Annotated in this window: 19 protein-coding genes; 6 read left to right on the top strand and 13 right to left on the bottom strand. The window is 33.7% G+C overall.

Translation table 11 applies throughout. From position 1 onward, the window contains the following. The 4 genes from ACLHDE_RS00155 (at nt 1) to ACLHDE_RS00140 (ending at nt 2,807) form a co-directional block, all read left to right on the top strand. On the top strand, nt 1-849 hold the full coding sequence (locus ACLHDE_RS00155; RefSeq protein WP_415397139.1) for a prephenate dehydratase: 849 nt from the start codon (nt 1-3) through the stop codon (nt 847-849). 64 nt (nt 850-913) lie between these two features. Then, on the top strand, nt 914-1,282 hold the full coding sequence (locus ACLHDE_RS00150) for a nitrous oxide-stimulated promoter family protein (RefSeq protein WP_415397138.1): 369 nt from the start codon (nt 914-916) through the stop codon (nt 1,280-1,282). Nucleotides 1,283-1,334: 52 nt separating this feature from the next. Next, nucleotides 1,335-1,547 carry a 30S ribosomal protein S21 gene (gene rpsU / locus ACLHDE_RS00145; RefSeq protein WP_008340937.1) on the top strand — a complete coding sequence of 71 codons (213 nt, stop codon included), beginning with the start codon at nt 1,335-1,337 and terminating at the stop codon, nt 1,545-1,547. A gap of 126 nt (nt 1,548-1,673) precedes the next feature. Beyond that, nucleotides 1,674-2,807 (top strand): methyl-accepting chemotaxis protein, encoded by a 1,134-nt coding sequence (locus tag ACLHDE_RS00140; protein ID WP_415397137.1) that lies wholly within the window; start codon nt 1,674-1,676, stop codon nt 2,805-2,807. A 12-nt stretch (nt 2,808-2,819) separates the two neighbouring features. Here ACLHDE_RS00140 and ACLHDE_RS00135 read toward each other — a convergent pair whose 3' ends face one another. From ACLHDE_RS00135 to ACLHDE_RS00125, 3 genes are read right to left on the bottom strand one after another with little or no spacing between them, the layout of a single operon-like run. After that, a complete protein-coding gene (locus tag ACLHDE_RS00135) occupies nt 2,820-4,046 on the bottom strand; it encodes a DUF481 domain-containing protein (protein WP_415397136.1) in 1,227 nt (408 codons plus the stop codon). A 24-nt stretch (nt 4,047-4,070) separates the two neighbouring features. Next, nucleotides 4,071-5,168, bottom strand: coding sequence for a deoxyguanosinetriphosphate triphosphohydrolase family protein (locus ACLHDE_RS00130; RefSeq protein WP_415397135.1), 1,098 nt, complete (start codon nt 5,166-5,168; stop codon nt 4,071-4,073). Between the two features lie 5 nt (nt 5,169-5,173). Beyond that, nucleotides 5,174-5,728 carry a PhnA domain-containing protein gene (locus tag ACLHDE_RS00125; protein ID WP_415397134.1) on the bottom strand — a complete coding sequence of 185 codons (555 nt, stop codon included), beginning with the start codon at nt 5,726-5,728 and terminating at the stop codon, nt 5,174-5,176. Between the two features lie 114 nt (nt 5,729-5,842). On the opposite strand from ACLHDE_RS00125, the gene ACLHDE_RS00120 reads away from it, so the two are divergent. Then, nucleotides 5,843-6,973: a multiheme c-type cytochrome gene (locus tag ACLHDE_RS00120; RefSeq protein WP_415397133.1), complete on the top strand. Its 1,131-nt coding sequence runs from the start codon at nt 5,843-5,845 to the stop codon at nt 6,971-6,973. Here ACLHDE_RS00120 and ACLHDE_RS00115 read toward each other — a convergent pair. The 9 genes from ACLHDE_RS00115 to ACLHDE_RS00075 all read right to left on the bottom strand — a co-directional run bounded on the left by ACLHDE_RS00115 (nt 6,970) and on the right by ACLHDE_RS00075 (nt 13,835). After that, nucleotides 6,970-8,133 carry a diguanylate cyclase gene (locus tag ACLHDE_RS00115; protein WP_415397132.1) on the bottom strand — a complete coding sequence of 388 codons (1,164 nt, stop codon included), beginning with the start codon at nt 8,131-8,133 and terminating at the stop codon, nt 6,970-6,972. The two genes, ACLHDE_RS00120 and ACLHDE_RS00115, sit on opposite strands and share 4 nt — an antisense overlap. Nucleotides 8,134-8,135: 2 nt before the next feature. Further along, the gene (locus tag ACLHDE_RS00110) at nt 8,136-8,354 is read right to left on the bottom strand and encodes a hypothetical protein (protein ID WP_415397131.1); all 219 of its coding nucleotides are present in this window, start codon (nt 8,352-8,354) and stop codon (nt 8,136-8,138) included. Between the two features lie 3 nt (nt 8,355-8,357). Continuing rightward, on the bottom strand, nt 8,358-9,185 hold the full coding sequence (locus ACLHDE_RS00105; protein WP_415397130.1) for an FAD-dependent thymidylate synthase: 828 nt from the start codon (nt 9,183-9,185) through the stop codon (nt 8,358-8,360). Nucleotides 9,186-9,265: 80 nt separating this feature from the next. Then, entirely contained in the window at nt 9,266-10,345 is a 1,080-nt protein-coding gene (locus ACLHDE_RS00100) for a phospholipase A (RefSeq protein ID WP_415397129.1), read from the bottom strand. A 217-nt stretch (nt 10,346-10,562) separates the two neighbouring features. Then, on the bottom strand, nt 10,563-11,201 hold the full coding sequence (locus ACLHDE_RS00095; RefSeq protein WP_415397128.1) for a protein-L-isoaspartate(D-aspartate) O-methyltransferase: 639 nt from the start codon (nt 11,199-11,201) through the stop codon (nt 10,563-10,565). 1 nt (nt 11,202) lies between these two features. Further along, complete coding sequence (locus tag ACLHDE_RS00090; protein ID WP_415397127.1) at nt 11,203-11,964, bottom strand: carbon-nitrogen hydrolase family protein; 762 nt, start codon at nt 11,962-11,964, stop codon at nt 11,203-11,205. 26 nt (nt 11,965-11,990) lie between these two features. After that, nucleotides 11,991-12,833: a peptide deformylase gene (locus ACLHDE_RS00085; protein ID WP_415397126.1), complete on the bottom strand. Its 843-nt coding sequence runs from the start codon at nt 12,831-12,833 to the stop codon at nt 11,991-11,993. 25 nt (nt 12,834-12,858) lie between these two features. Next, a complete protein-coding gene (locus ACLHDE_RS00080; RefSeq protein ID WP_415397125.1) occupies nt 12,859-13,305 on the bottom strand; it encodes a DsrE family protein in 447 nt (148 codons plus the stop codon). Continuing rightward, on the bottom strand, nt 13,305-13,835 hold the full coding sequence (locus ACLHDE_RS00075) for a carboxymuconolactone decarboxylase family protein (RefSeq protein ID WP_415397124.1): 531 nt from the start codon (nt 13,833-13,835) through the stop codon (nt 13,305-13,307). Before ACLHDE_RS00075 ends, ACLHDE_RS00080 begins: the two co-directional genes overlap by 1 nt. 109 nt (nt 13,836-13,944) lie before the next feature. Here ACLHDE_RS00075 and ACLHDE_RS00070 point away from each other — a divergent pair, with 109 nt between their 5' ends. Then, nucleotides 13,945-14,628: a MerR family transcriptional regulator gene (locus ACLHDE_RS00070; RefSeq protein ID WP_415397123.1), complete on the top strand. Its 684-nt coding sequence runs from the start codon at nt 13,945-13,947 to the stop codon at nt 14,626-14,628. Here ACLHDE_RS00070 and ACLHDE_RS00065 read toward each other — a convergent pair. After that, nucleotides 14,625-15,647, bottom strand: coding sequence for a ribonucleotide-diphosphate reductase subunit beta (locus ACLHDE_RS00065; protein ID WP_415397122.1), 1,023 nt, complete (start codon nt 15,645-15,647; stop codon nt 14,625-14,627). The two genes, ACLHDE_RS00070 and ACLHDE_RS00065, sit on opposite strands and share 4 nt — an antisense overlap. Nucleotides 15,648-15,684 lie beyond the last annotated feature (37 nt).

The raw sequence follows: 15,684 nt of genomic DNA, 5'->3' as shown, positions 1-15,684 counted from the left end.
ATGAAAAAAAAAGTTGCTTATCAAGGCGTAAAAGGCGCATACTCACACTTAGCCTGTTATCATCAATATCCTGAGTATGAAGCTATCGCATGTAAATCGTTTGATGAGACTATGTATCTTGTTGAAGAAGATGAAGCAGATATTGCAATGATTCCTATGGAGAACTCAACAGCAGGTAGAGTTGAAGAAATTTACAGACTTATACCAAAGATGAAACTACATATCATAGATGAGTATTATCAGCCTGTAAACCATTGTTTACTCGCTCTTCATGGAACAAAGATAGAAGATATCAAAAGTGTATCATCTCACCCTCAGGCACTTGCTCAGTGTAAAAATCATATAGAGAAGTACAATCTTGAAGCGAGAACGAAGTTTGACACAGCAGGTTCGGCCCAAGAGCTCATAAATATGCAAGACAGAACTCACTCTGCTATAGCATCTAGTCTTGCTGCAGAGATATATGACTTAGAAATTATAGAAGAAGAATTTCAAGATCTTAAAAACAACACTACTCGTTTTCTTGTTCTATCTAAAGAATACATCATTCCTGAATTTGATAAAGATGAAAAGTATATTACTTCTATTATCTTTGAAGTAAGAAATATACCTGCATCACTCTACAAAGTACTTGGCGGTTTTGCGACAAACAGTGTAAATATCATCAAAATAGAGAGCTATTCTGGCAGTGGAACTCTAACTCTCTCTCAGTTTCATATCGACATAGACGGGCATCCAGATGAAACAAATGTAAAACTTGCACTTGAAGAGCTGTCCTACTTTGCTAACACAGTTAGGATGCTTGGTACTTATATACCTCACTCTATGAGAGAGAATTTACGAGCCTGATTTAACAGACATACGTCAAGATAAGTAACATAATTTTTAGATACACTTATTTAAAGTAAAAAAAATGACAGAAGAAAAATTTATCTATGATAGTCAGACTGTTTTAAAGTTTATTCAATGTTACTGTGATAGTGAACATTACAAAGCTCAAAAAAGTACAGACTCTATAAAACTTAACTACAATAACAAAAATCTAAAAGAAGAGATACACTACTGCTTATGCAAAAGGTGTGAAGAGACTCTTAAATACTCATATGTCAAACTTCAAGAGTGCCCACACGACGAAAAACCAAGTTGTAGAAAATGCCCAAAACCTTGCTACGACAAACCAGAATGGAAACATCTGGCAAAAATCATGAGATATAGTGGACTAAGACTCGGTATCTTAAAGATAAGAAAAAAACTATTTAGTCGTTTTAAAAAAAATTCTTAAAAATTATGTTATAATTTCATTCCAAAATTTTAAAGAAAGTGGGTGATGTGATATGCCAGGTATCGTACTACGTAGTGATGATAACTTTGATGCATCTTACCGCCGTTTCAAGAAGCAGACTGACCGTAACTTAATAGTTACCGAAGCTCGTGCTCGTCGTTTCCATGAGACTGAAACTGAAAAGCGTAAGAAGTTCAAAATAGCATCTCGTAAGAAAATGCTTAAGCGTCTTTATATGATGAGACGTTACGAATCACGCCTATAATAAGCTAAAGCCTTCGGGCTTAGTTTATCTTACTTAAAATATTCTTTTTTTTAAAACTAATTATAAAATATCTTTCTTAACAAATTTTCATGATATAATATCCGCATATTAATATTAGGAATTATTATGAGTTCACTCTTTCTTCGCATGCGACTAGTTCACTGGATTGGTATATCACTTCTTATAGTTAATGCTTTTGTATTTACAGACAATCTAATCTCTCAAATCGTTCAGATAATAATTGCCATTGTTATTGTTATTCATGATATAGATGAAAAGATTAATGGTGTTGATGTGGCTAAAAAAATAATAGACAGCCTCTCAAACTTTAAATCTGGAAAAAGAATAGACCTAAAACTAAACTTCTCCAGAGAGTACCAACATATGGTTGAGCTTATTAATGATTTTACAGACAAAGTAAGTGAAGCGACGGAGCTTAGCGGTGCATCTAATGAGATTAGCGAAAAACTTAATCAACTTCAAAACTCTGTAAAAACATTAGAGGTTGATTTTCAAGATGGTGAAGAGCTAGCCCAAAAAGTATCCTCTAAATTAGATATTATTACCATTGAATCTGACAATAATCTAGATTTCTCAAATGAAGTTCTAGAGAGTCTAAGTAATGTATCTAATCAAATAGGGGAATCTGTTTCTAAAATGGCTACACTTGAAAATCAAATAAGACATACCCATGAAGGTGAGATGGCTCTTAGTGAGAATTTGAAATCTTTAACAGTAAATGCCGAAGATATTAAAAATATTCTAAACATCATCTCTGACATATCTGATAAAACAAATCTTCTAGCACTAAATGCTGCTATAGAAGCCGCTCGTGCAGGTGAGCATGGTCGTGGTTTTGCCGTGGTTGCGGATGAAGTAAGAAAGCTTGCTGAAAATACTCAAAGATCGCTAACGGAGATAAATGCAAGTGTAAATGTCATAGTTCAAAGTATCTCAGATGCAAGTACAAGTGTGGAACAAAATGCACAATCAGCACTTGAGCTAGTTTCTATCTCAGAAATCTTGCAAGAAAGCCTTACTATCTCAAGTTCAGATATCGAACGCACCCATCAAAAAGGGCTTCAAGATACAGAAAACTCTCAACTAATAAAAGATGAAGCATACAGTTCAAGAGACTTAACTAAAATACAGATAGAGAAGATGCAAAATACAAAAGTCTCTATAAGCAATATAAAAGAGAATATCACAGTTATAAATGACAGTACAAAAGCATTAGTCGAAAAAGTCTCTAGTTTATAGAGACAAAAAATATTAAAACTCTACACCAAAACCTACAAGAAATTGGTAATCACTTCTATCTGATGTGATACCACTGCTAGTCTCTTCTGGGTGTTGTAGATAATCCCATACAAAACCAATATCCAAATCTAACCAGCCTGTAATTTCATTTTCAAGAGTTGCCACCATATGATGCTTATATGTACCTGCCCTCTCATCTGTCAAGGTCACTTTCCAGTCATACATAAAATCAACTTTTGAACTTATTTTAAATGCTAACTTAGTACTAAGCTCCAGGGCGGGAGATGTTGCAATACTATCTCCGCTAGTTACAGAGATATACTTAACATATGTATATGCAGGACCGACTGATACATCCCAATTTAGTCTCGAATTATCTGCAAGTTTATAACCAATACCTACACCTGCTGTAATCTGATTCTCTATATTTTGGAATTTGTCTTTATAAAACTCTGAAAAGAGTGGTGTCCAGAAAAATCTACGTGTAATAAACCTGTCATACTTTTGGTTCAGACGATGATCGTTTGCTGTCTCTTCATTATCACGAGCAGAGATTCGACCAAGATAATCTAAATATAGATTATCCTTGCTTGTTCTTCTTTTAATAGTTGATTTTGCAACATAATCATACTGATTTTTGTTACCTTTACGAACATCTATATTTATAGTTACCTTTCCATTCCAGTAGTTAAACTCTGAAGTGCCTTTTGGGGCTAAAGAAACTATTTCATCTCTATCAAACTTAAAAGTTTTATCACCTTGGATAATAATAATACTATCATCTTTAAAACGGATAATTCCAGAAAATACCGCTGTGTCTTCTATATTTACACCCATAACATTGTAACTTTTTATCTTAATCACATCTTCAAAGTCAAAAGTATGGATGCCAACTTCAGCGCTATTAAACTCTAGCTTATCATTATATAAGGCTTTTATTTCACCTTTAAACCACTCTCCTGATTCTGTTTGAACCCAATCATATTTTTTTGGTGTTGGAGACATCTTCTCCCAAGGAGTTTGAAGATTTGATATATCTATCTTTTTCGCAGAGTCTCTCTCTTCAATAGTTTTTACTTCTACTTGCGTATCTTCTTCGGCAATTTCACGAACCTCAGTATCAGATAGTCCAGAGGTATCTTTTACTTCTACAAGCTCAGATACTACTTTGTTTGAGGAACTCGCTTGTGCCAAAAGCGGATGAAGCAATAAGAGAGTGATAAGAAGTATATATCTCATTGAGGAGCGATTTTTTTTATGCAATTATAACTTTCCATATATTTCATTATAAAAACTTAGAGCATATCTATCACTCATATGAGCGATGCAATCAGCTACAACTCTATGTTTTTTTCTTGTGTTTAATTGCTCATAATAGAACTTTGGTAACATCTTTTCTTCTTCCATCAAGGCACTGTAAAGTCCTTTGATAGCCTGCTTACCTGCAAACATCTTAATAACAATATTTTTATGCTGATATAGCTTATTCAAAAGTAATTTTTTAAGCTTTTTAATTTTTGTCTCTAGCTCTGGCGCAAATCCCACTGGTATATCTGAGCTACTCTTAAGTGTGGCACAAAGTATAGAAGAGTTATCTATTTTATCTTTTGAGTAGTCTAAAAGAGAATAAATAAGATGGTTTATCAGATGCGAACTAAAACGATAACGAAACATTTCATCTTCATCCTCTAAAATACCTTCAGCTTTAACTTTGGCTAAAATTTCTTGTATTAAAACACTCTCTTTAAGGTCATCAAAATTTATTAAACCAGAGTTTATACCATCATCTATATCATGGCTCATATAGGCTATCTCATCTGCACGATCAACCACCATTGCTTCTATGGACGGGTGAGTTTCTAGGTTGAACTCTTCATCTACCCATGATGGTAAAAAACTTTTTTTATAAGGATATGAGTGCTTTAGGATTCCCTCTAATGTTGCAAAAGTAAGATTTAGTCCATCAAAGCCTTTATATCTTTTCTCTAACGATGATACGACTCTAAAGCTTTGAAAGTTATGCTCAAATCCATTTTTAAAGCCTTTTTCTTTCAAACACTCATCTAAGCTGTCTCCACCTATGTGACCAAATGGAGTATGTCCCAAGTCATGGGCAAGAGCTATTGCTTCGGCTAAAGACTCATTTAGTCCAAGATGTGAAGTGATAGAGCGTGCAATTTGTGAGACTTCTATAGAGTGTGTAAGGCGAGTACGAAAAAAGTCACCCTCTTGATTTAGAAAGACTTGTGTTTTGTACTCTAATTTTCTAAAACTGCCAGAGTGGATAATACGATCTCTGTCCCTTGCAAATGGATTTCTAAAATCTTTGTCTATATTGTGGAAGCGCTCATCGCAAAGCATATTGACTACGACTTTTTCAGAAATTTTGTAAGAATCTGGATTTTAACACCATTAACGCGTCCTTCAATCAAATCAGCGTTACCCGATACAAGAGCTATATTTCTTACAGCAGTACCTCTTTTAGCTACAAATGTTGTACCTTTTACATCCAAGTCTTTTGTAATAACTACAGTATCACCGGCTTGAAGTTTAACCCCGTTTGAATCTTTATACACTAAAACATTTTCATCGGGTAAGCCTGCATCAGCCCATGCTTTAACATCTTCTTCCATATACATCATATCTACTAAGTCTTGACGACCTAAAGCATTTAAAAGACGATAAGATACAACTTGGACAGCTGGTGTCTCATTCCACATGCTATCATTTAGACAGTTAAAGTGAGTCTCATCCATGGAGTCCGGATTTTGAATCTGTGATGTACATGTACTACATGCGTATATAGCTTGATCAACACTTCCATCAGAAGGAGTAACTTCTAAAGCACTCAGTCCTTCACTACTTCCGCATAATTCACAAACACCGCCACTTCTTTTGGCTAACTCTTTTTCTAAACTCATGGATATTACCTTTAAAATTATTAATGAAATTATACCTCATATTAATCTTGATACATATTAATAACTTCTGATTTCCTTTATGATAGACTTTTAAAAATCGCACAAGGTCATATTATGAAAAACTATTTATTTCTGACTCTGCTTCTGTTTCTCTCTTCTTTAGTTTTTGCTAACGAAAGCAAGGTATGTCAAAAATGTCACCCAATCATCTATGAAGAGTACTATGAATCTTCTCACCGTAAGGCTTCAACTATAAACAACCCTATCCATAAAGCAATGTGGGACAAACATCCTAAAACACCAAAGGGTTATACGTGTGCCAAATGCCACTCTCCAAGTGATAGTGAGCTGATGAAAACAGGTGTTTTAAAAGATAACAAGATTCAAAGGCAAGAACCTATCTCTTGTATATACTGTCACACTATCAAAGATGTCAAAGAAGGTTTAGACTCAAACTCTAACGTATCAACTAACAAAAAAAGAGAGTTTTATACTGCTCAGGCTGACAAAAAAGGTTCTGCTAAAGCAGAATACAAAACAAAGACTTCATGGTTTGGACTCGTTAAAGAATCAAGAAACTCGCCTTTTCATAAGATAGACTATAATAATGAAAACTACTATAGTGGAAATGTTTGTATGGGGTGTCATTCACATACAAACAATAATCATAGTTTTGATATAAGTATGCTAGATGCAATGATAGATAAAAATGATAAAAACACTTGTATTACGTGCCATATGCCTCAAGTAAGCGGAACAAAAGTAACTCTTAATGAGACTAAAACACATGCTTATCATGGCATCGCTGGCATCTACCACATGAATAAGTCTATGGGTCAATACATTGATTTTAAGATTGATAAAAAAGCTGATGAATTTAGTGTAAATGTTATAAACAAGTCTAACCACGCTCTTTTTGGACAATCATTTAGGCAAGGCGTACTAAAAGTTGCAATAGATAGAGCAGGTAAAAGAATCTCTCTTGAACCATTTATATTTACAAGAGTTCTGGGTAAAGATGGCAAAGAAGTTATGCCATGGAATGCAAATGAAACACTAAAAGACACTTTAGTATATGCAAAAAGAGAAGTAAATTTTAAAAAGTCATTAAAGTCTGGAGACAAAGTAACTCTGACTTTAGGAGTTAAGAGAATCTCTAAAGAAACAGCTGCAAAACTCAACATTCAAAACAACAAAGAAGTTACCAGACTTAGAATACTTAAAACTCAAACATTTGAGTTTTAAGCTTTTACAACTTGGTTTCTACCAGCTTTTTTAGCTTTATATAGAGCATCGTCTGCTCTTTTCATAACAGCAAAAGGATCTTTATCTTTTTGGCTGTTTTGAGTTATTCCTGCTGATACGTTAATAAATATCTTTTTAGTACCTTTTTTATTTCTAACACTAAATGGTGTAGTTGCTATACTCTTTCTTAGTGCATCTACATGAACAAATGATTCATCACTCTCCTTAGATGGAAACAAAATTACAAACTCCTCTCCTCCATATCTATAAGCTTTTCCGCCACCGCTAACTTCTAAAAATTTAGATGCCACCATCTTTAAAACCTCATCGCCTGTATCGTGTCCATATGTGTCATTAAACTTTTTAAAAAAATCTATATCGCACATTGCTAGAGAGTATTTTCTTCCAAGCTTTGCCATATCTTCTACCAAAGCTCTACGACCAGGCAGAGCCGTTAGTTCATCATAAAAAGCTAGTCTATATGATTCGCGGATAAGAAGAATAAAAATAATAATTGCAAAAGATAATAAAGAGACTTCCGTAGCGTGTGGTGTCTTTAGAAAATATAGACTAAGGTAGAAAGTTATAAGTAGACTCAAAAAAGTAGTGCTATACATAAGATAACGACCAAACAAAACCAAAGCACTCATAACAAACAAAACAAAAATCCCAATTGCTACGGAGAGATCTTTTAAGGGGTAAAAGTTAGCAGCAAAGAGTTTTATGTTGAAGTAACTTTGAATAAGCTCTTTTGGATAGTAGATAAGAAATAGAACAATCCCTATCTCTACAACAAAAAAAGCTATCTTCAAGATACCCCAAAAAGAAAAAAGTCCTCTCTCTTTTAAAACTAGAAAAATCAAAAGATGTATGGGGAATAGCAAAGATGCATATAAAAATAGCAAGGTCGCTTTTTTTGCACTAAAATACTCAAAGCCTATATATACAAGGAGAAGAGGGATTATTACAAATATAAATCTATTTCGGTTAAAGTGCCAAGATACCCAAATAATAAGCAGACTTAGTCCATAAAAAAGGTACGGGACTATGTTAAAAAGTATCTCAGGTATCTTATGAGTATAGTGAATAACCACAGCAAAAAGAGCTGTTATAAAGAGTGGTATCAGTAAGTTTAGAGAAATAACCTTAATCGGATTCACGGCTACTCTTTATTAAACTCTACAATATCTTCTTTGCTATTTTGTTTATACTTAGTTTTATCAAAAGCTTTTTGAGCATCTTCTTCGTTATAGTTTCTACACTCTTTAGGCATAATGGCATTAGGATCAGATGCTATCTGATCACACATACTTGCACTGAACTTCATGTTTGAACATCCACTAAAAATCAGTAGAGTTGCTATTAAATAATATTTATACATTTTTTACTTCTTTTTTACTATAAGATTTAGATATTTTGTTGGAGTAACTCTCATCATTTCTTGTGCTAACCAGCGAATCTGAAAATATGCAGCACCGCTATCTCTAAGAGTGAAGTAGTTTTTCAGACTTCTAAGATTAAAAGTTACAACCATGTCTACTTTTACATTGTCAGTAATGATGTGCTTAAATGCATCTCCGACATTACGCTTCTTTTTACCTGTTTGAAGGGCTTCAAACATAGCTTGAGAGTTAGCTTTGAACTCTTGTAAAAAAATAAGTGAGCTTTTTGCTATGGCTATATCATCAAAGTTTTCTACTTTTGTCTGCTGATATGCTAGTTTATCAAATATTGCTGAGATTTCTAACTTATTATAATCATTATCACAAGTTACAAACATATCAAAACTTAAAATTTTCTCTATAAAGAACTCTTTGTCACCCTGTGCGGCCACAAAGGCATTAATAATAGAACTCATAGTATAACGAGTGCTTCTAACACTTATGGCTTGAATACGATGACGTGCATGTTCTTGTAAAACTCCCCTTGAAGTCCCACGAACTAAAAAGCTAAGATTAGCATGTTCTAAAATGCTATGATGAAAATATGTCCAAGCCAAATCACCTAACAGATTTGACTCTTCTATATCATTTATCTCATCACGCATCTCAGCATCTGGCATATTCTCTTCAATGTAGTTGATAACTCCATTTTCACTATTTGAAAATGAATCATAACAAGTTCTTGCTGCAGTTTCAGCTACACCAATTCCTGTGTCTTGAAGTAAAACTACCTCTGGTTGAGAATATTTTATACCGTACATATTTTCCATAGCTTGTTCGCCCTAAGTTAAGTTAATGATATTTTACAATAATTAACTTTTAAAGAGTTAATAACTTTTGAGAGATGTTACTATCTTGAAATACTAAAACCTATATTAATTTTATTTATATAGTTATCATAATCGATAAGACTCTCACCATAACCACTAAAAGCCTTCATATATAAAAATAAATCTTTTCTTCCAAAAATCGGATAACTGTAATTAGCCTCTATCGCTCCAGCATCACTTAAGTTATGTCTAAAAAGAATCTCAAAAAGATGTTTCTTGTACGGTATAATAAACTTTAAATGTCCATACCCCATGTAGTCTATCAGATTTGGATTGTAGTCATAATTATCAGGTAGCCTATACCAAAGTTTTAACTCTGAGAAAATAGCTTTATACTGAAAGTAAAAACTATTATTTATAGAGTTCCATGATCTTTCATCAACTCCACCTCTACCGTTTGACTCATGCTCTAAAGATAATTTTACAGCCTTTACAAACTTAGCATCGCTTAGCTCCGAAGTAGGTATCTTTACACTAAGTTCGGGGTTATAGTTTGTCTCTCTAAAATAAGCAGATTCTGAATAGAGCTGCCAAAATGCTAGTTGAGTGTAGGCTATTGAATATATCTCATTTAATCCGAGTAAGTTCGCAGTATAATCAAACTTTATACTTAGTTGGAACTCTGTTTCTACCTTTTGAGCCTCATGTCCATTTGTATCAGGATAATCACCATCATAGCGATAACTAACAGGTAAAAAGTAGTTTGCCTTATAAGCTTTTAAACTATAGAGTGATTGTGAAAGTTGTCTTATCGTATTTTGTGTCTCAGTATTTTCTGATTTACTTATGGTCCGATAGAGCTTACGTTGCTCTTTATCAATATCTCTTGAAGTATCATGTTTTGTCTGAGCATAGTATCCTTTTGCAGAGATTTTATACCATCTATCTGATAATTCTGTACTTGCTTCACAACCCTCTCCTTTCTCATACATATAGCCTAAGATATAAGCAGCATCGTTATCACCCTCTTCTGCTAGAGCACTAAAGAGTATAAATGATTTTTCAAATTCTCTATTTTTATATATTTCATATGCCTCTTCAAATTCTGTTGAAGATAAAAGGGTTATTGCCAAACATAACATTAAGAAAAATTGTTTCATCTATCACCTTTTTAAACTGATATCTCTATAGATAATATGTCTAGCACTTTACACAATCCAGGGAGTACTTCTTGTAATTTTCTATAATGGTTATCTATATTACTTGTTTGCGTAGTACCAAAGAAGTATTCCATATTAGAGTAAACAACTTCCTCATCTTCGCTTAACTTTCAAAAGTAGTCATTTTAGTGGATATGTTTTGTAATTATAAATTTTTTTACCTTTGTACTCCATCGAGTACTGGCACAAAGTCACAAGCCTCTAGCTCGGTTGCTTGGATAGATGTTCCTCTTTTTTTAAAACTAGTAATAATTTGTTTGTTAGCAACTTCCATAGGGGCTACAAGTATTCCACCGTCTGCCAACTGATCAAAGAGTTTTTGAGGAACTTTTTTTGTAGATGCAGAGAAGAGGATTCTATCATATGGAGCATACTGTATCCAACCATTTTGTCCATCATCTGTTCTTGTATGGATATTGTTAATTTTAAGCTCTCTAAAACGAGATTTTGCTTCTAGCATAAGTGACTCTATACGCTCAATGGTAAAGACACCGCGAAAGAGATGTGAAAGAACAGCTGCTTGATAACCACTACCACAACCAACTTCTAAAACTCTGTCTGCACCTTCTGGCTCTAAATAGTGAGTCATCTTAGCAACTGTTAGTGGTGAGCTTATCCACTGAGCTGAACCCATAGGAAGTGCATCTAATTTATAAGCATTATGTTTAAAGCCTGTCGGAACAAACTTCTCTCTGTCTGTGTTAGCTATGGCATGTTTTACTTCATCACTAAGACTAAATTTCTGGTGGCACTCATTTGCCAGTTTTGCTGTTTTTGTTGCTGTTATTCTGTCCAAATTATTTTATTCCCACATCCATATATCTTCTCATAACACTGATTTCTTTTTTGCTATAATCCACTTCTAAGCAAGGCTTATTCCCGTTTCTCTCTACTACGCCATGAGGTGTGATAATTGCACTCATTTTAGTACACTCAGCATCTAAGGAATCACTTGCCACTACAAAGCACTGGTTGATTATGGCAAGTGTTTGTGTAAGAACTTCAAAGTGCTCAGTTCTTAAAACTCCCCACCAAGATGGAACTGCTATAACATCACAACCTTCTAACTTTTGCCATAACTCTTTAAAACGAAGTTCAAAACATATAAGTATCCCTATCTTAATGCCATCAACTTCGACTATCTCTATGGGCTCATCACTTCCTTCACTCATGTACTTATGCTCATCACCAAAGCGAAAAAGTCTTGCTTTTGCTCTTTCATAAACTACTTCACCATTGTGAAAGATTTTAGCAAAGTTAAACACTTCACTCTCACGTCTCTCCATCATAGTAAGTATTATTATTTTACTGTGTGATGCTTTTTTTAGTGCCTCGTTTGCTACGTGAGCAAATTCTAGGGCTTCTTCAAAGTTATCATAGTCATAACCTGTAAGACAGACTTCGGGTGCAACGATAAGAGAGTTTTGAGATGATTTTTCTATCAGATCCAGTAGTGTTTTGAGGTTAGTGTTATAGTTAGGCGTCACTGTATCAAAAAGAAGTGAGCATAGTTTATACTCACTCTTATTATTTGCATTATTTAAAATAGTGTTCTCCAAAAACAAATTTAGGTCACAATTATATCTTAAAGTAGAAAGTAGCTCAACAAAAATAGTGCCGTAAGTTTTATTAGCGAGATTATGCAGGTCCCTATAATATTTCCTATCTGACAAGAAGTACAGTGTTTATACTGTTTTCCTTCATATTGGGCATAAAAAAAGTAGACAACAACAAGTCCAAGCATAGATGCCATGATATAATTCTCAGCACTCACTAAAGTCATTAAGTTCTCTTCACTCACAAAAAAGCCAGCTATAACCCCGAGAATTCCAAACACAAAAAGAAACTTAAAGACTTGAAGTATTCTGTCTCTTTTAAAGACGGTAGGGCAGTCATTTTTAGTGATAGCATCTGTACCAAACTCCAGCTTTGAGTCAAATAACTTTTGCTCCTGTGGATCTAATCTAAACCTGAAGTGAGAACCAAATGTGTAGTCCACTTTTCTCTGAAGTGTTATAGCTAATTCTCCATCAGCTTCTAAAAACCTCTGATTAGCATCTCTATCTTCATACATCAAAGTTATCTTCTTATATCTCTTTGTTTTAGCACTCTTGCCAGGAAAGTAAGCAGTAGTCTCTATGGGCTCTACACTACCTTCTCTTTTTAAAACTCTTGGATTTATAAGCTCTAAAAACTCCCCACACCCCAGGGTATCCTCTCTGTCTTCGCCATTCACCTTATCTTTTTTAACTACAACCACACTAAGAGGAGAGCCTATCTGAAATGCTGCAAGTGCGTCTAGCCCATTTTCTTCTATAGTATCTTTTAAATCTTGAATCAATGTGAATAACTCATCATTAAAAAACCTAACGTTAGCACCGAACTCTAAACTTGGAGTTGTTGGATATTTTGTTATTTCTCTTACCATTTGGGCCTCTTTAAATATAAAAAATTTACTTAAATGTCATTAGTGCATAACCATCATTTTGATATTTTATGGTGTCTATAAAACTATTTTGGGATATCTCAACAAAATCAAGGACATCTTCTTTCTCAATAGAATTAGATTTTAGACTCATAGCGCATGCTACAACTTTAACGCCTCTTTTTGTTGCTAGATGCGTAAGATAATCCTGTGCTTTTTGAATATCTGGCATTGCATTATCATCAACTACATCTTCGAAAGTTTTTGAAACCATTGGAACACAAGATCCATGAAGAGTGATGGCAAAGTTTACTTTATCTCCACGTTTTTCTATCATGTTCATAGTCTCCCCAATCAACCACATACGAGTTTTTATGTAGTGAGCATTCCCTGAACTACAGTCAAAAACCGCTTTGTACTCTCCTGCATGAAGAGTTCCAAAAAACATAAAAATTACTAAGAATATATACTTCATTACTGACCCAATGCGAAAACATTTGAGAGAGTATTTATATAGTTAAAGTAACCTGTGATTGCTACTGCTTCAATTATCTGAACATCACTGTAGCCCATATCTTTTAATTTCTCTATCTCTTCTTTTAAAACTTTATAATTATCTTTTTTTGAAGCTCTTATACAAAAATTTAAAAGTGCTTTTTCGGCGTCACTTGTGTTAATCGCATCTACACCTTTAAGAACCTCTTCGATTCTTTGTTCTGAGAGTCCTAGCATCTTAGCGATACCCTTATGTACATCTACACACATTTTACAGCCATTTTCTACAGAAATCAGAAGTGCTATAGACTCTTTTATGTCATAAGATAGAGTGGTCTCATCAAGCAAATACTTTTGAATCATTACATCCGTTGCAAAATATACTTTCTCATCAATCGCTAAAAGTTTAAATATCTCACCAAGTTTTCCTGTTTTTTCAAGTATAGGTCTAGCTTTATTCTGAATAGCAGGACTCATCTCTTCAAATTCCGGTAGTTTAATATGTGCCATTACTTTCTCCTATTTTATATTAATAATTATAGTCTTAAAAACGCTAAGTATAACTTAGCGTTTAAATTATAGAGTATAATTCTTATATCAGTATTAATAGGACTAATCATTGGAATATAAAATATCAGAACTCGTAGCCCTTACGGATGTACCAAAATCTACAATTCTCTACTATATAAGGGAGGGTTTGTTGCCAGAAGCTAAAAAAATCAAATCTAATGTTCACAGATATAATGATGAACATGTTGAACTAATAAAGTATATAAAGTATATGCAGCAAGAGATGGGTAGCTCAAATGAGCAGATAAAAACAGCTCTTGGACAAAAGAACCAATCTTTATCTAGCTCTTACTCCATGTTAGCACCCCTGATGCAGACACTCAGCGATATTCCAAGTGGTGCAAAACACTACACAAAAAAAGAGTTTATTGAGAACTATGGTTTTGACGTAAAATTATTAAATAAGCTACTAGACGATGGAATACTTGTGCCAATTGGCAGTGATGACTATACAGATAAAGAAGCTTCTATTATTAGACTTGTAGAAAAGTTTCAAGAAGTTGGGATTGAGTGTAGTATCATTAAAGAATATGTGAATCATGCAGAGGCTCTATCAAAACTCGAACATCAAATACAGACTCAGTTATGCAGTATAAGAAGTGATGAAAACTTTTCAGCACTGTGGAAGATTATGCTTGATACACTCTTTAATGCTAAAAAATATATCTTTAGTCGCTACACCCATAAAGTACTATTTAAAGCACTTAAGGACGAGATGTCTAAAAATGATTAAAAGTCATCATCAAAACTAAGACTACCTTTTGAGTAGTTTGTTACTGTCCCCTCAAAGAAGTTAGTTTTTTGATCATTAAATTTTGCAAAGTCATCAACCCATTTTATAGGATTTTCTACATTATATAGTTTTTCAAAACCAACAGCATTGAGTCTATCGTCTGCTAAGAATTTGATATATTGTTCAACTATATCGTTTGTTAAACCTAAAATCTGACCCTGAGTAATATATTTACCCCATTCGCTTTCTAGTTTTACAGCCTCTTTATACATAGCAATAACTTCTTCTTTTAACTTATCGCTAAAAAGGTCAGGTCTCTCTTTTCTAAGAGTATTGATAAGATTTTGAAAGAGTACAAGGTGAGTTACTTCATCTCTTTGAATAAAACGAATCATCTGAGCGGAGCCTAGCATCTTACCTGAACGTGCAAGAGTATAGATATATGTAAAACCACTGTAGAAGTAAATTCCTTCTAAAATTTGATTTGCAAAACATGCTTTTACAAAGTTGTGTTCTGTTGGATTTGCTGCTAGCTCTATATAAACAGCTGCAATCGCATCATTTTTATTCTTTAGCATCATATCACGACGCCAAAGATCATAAATCTCTTCAGAGTTTGTTGAGATGCTATCAACCATAACAGCATAAGATTGTGAGTGGAGAGCCTCTTCAAATGATTGACGAACAAGAATAAGATTAATTTCTGGAGAAGTCACATAAGGGTTTATATTGTCTATAAGATTATTTGTTTGCAGTGAGTCCATAAAAATTAACTGCGAAAGTGCTTTATCATAAGCTGTTTTTTCATTATCAGTTAGGTTTTTGTAGTCGTTCACATCACGAGTCATATCAACTTCTTTTGGGAACCAAGTATTATTTAGCATCATCTCCCAAAGATTATATGCCCATTGATATTTTATATTATTTAATTCAAAAATACCTGTTGGGTCTCCACCGAATACTTTTCTGTCATTTACATCCTCTGTTGAGTCTGGATTATATATATTTTTTCTATTCATAACGGCCCCTAATATTTAAAAAGTTTATCATTATATC

The sequence above is a fragment of the Sulfurimonas iocasae genome (assembly GCF_047716755.1).
Classification (GTDB): Bacteria; Campylobacterota; Campylobacteria; order Campylobacterales; family Sulfurimonadaceae; genus Sulfurimonas.
Note: the sequence above shows the minus strand (reverse complement) of the source record. Positions and strands in the feature narration are given on the sequence as shown.

Excerpts from the sequence above, each read along its gene's own strand:
- ACLHDE_RS00155 (WP_415397139.1), top strand. The coding sequence starts at position 1 with ATGAAAAAAAAAGTTGCTTATCAAGGCGTAAAAGGCGCATACTCACAC.
- ACLHDE_RS00150 (WP_415397138.1), top strand. The coding sequence starts at position 914 with ATGACAGAAGAAAAATTTATCTATGATAGTCAGACTGTTTTAAAGTTT.
- rpsU (WP_008340937.1), top strand. The coding sequence starts at position 1,335 with ATGCCAGGTATCGTACTACGTAGTGATGATAACTTTGATGCATCTTAC.
- ACLHDE_RS00140 (WP_415397137.1), top strand. The coding sequence starts at position 1,674 with ATGAGTTCACTCTTTCTTCGCATGCGACTAGTTCACTGGATTGGTATA.
- ACLHDE_RS00135 (WP_415397136.1), bottom strand. The coding sequence starts at position 4,046 with ATGAGATATATACTTCTTATCACTCTCTTATTGCTTCATCCGCTTTTG.
- ACLHDE_RS00130 (WP_415397135.1), bottom strand. The coding sequence starts at position 5,168 with ATGCTTTGCGATGAGCGCTTCCACAATATAGACAAAGATTTTAGAAAT.
- ACLHDE_RS00125 (WP_415397134.1), bottom strand. The coding sequence starts at position 5,728 with ATGAGTTTAGAAAAAGAGTTAGCCAAAAGAAGTGGCGGTGTTTGTGAA.
- ACLHDE_RS00120 (WP_415397133.1), top strand. The coding sequence starts at position 5,843 with ATGAAAAACTATTTATTTCTGACTCTGCTTCTGTTTCTCTCTTCTTTA.
- ACLHDE_RS00110 (WP_415397131.1), bottom strand. The coding sequence starts at position 8,354 with ATGTATAAATATTATTTAATAGCAACTCTACTGATTTTTAGTGGATGT.
- ACLHDE_RS00105 (WP_415397130.1), bottom strand. The coding sequence starts at position 9,185 with ATGGAAAATATGTACGGTATAAAATATTCTCAACCAGAGGTAGTTTTA.
- ACLHDE_RS00100 (WP_415397129.1), bottom strand. The coding sequence starts at position 10,345 with ATGAAACAATTTTTCTTAATGTTATGTTTGGCAATAACCCTTTTATCT.
- ACLHDE_RS00085 (WP_415397126.1), bottom strand. The coding sequence starts at position 12,833 with ATGGTAAGAGAAATAACAAAATATCCAACAACTCCAAGTTTAGAGTTC.
- ACLHDE_RS00080 (WP_415397125.1), bottom strand. The coding sequence starts at position 13,305 with ATGAAGTATATATTCTTAGTAATTTTTATGTTTTTTGGAACTCTTCAT.
- ACLHDE_RS00075 (WP_415397124.1), bottom strand. The coding sequence starts at position 13,835 with ATGGCACATATTAAACTACCGGAATTTGAAGAGATGAGTCCTGCTATT.
- ACLHDE_RS00065 (WP_415397122.1), bottom strand. The coding sequence starts at position 15,647 with ATGAATAGAAAAAATATATATAATCCAGACTCAACAGAGGATGTAAAT.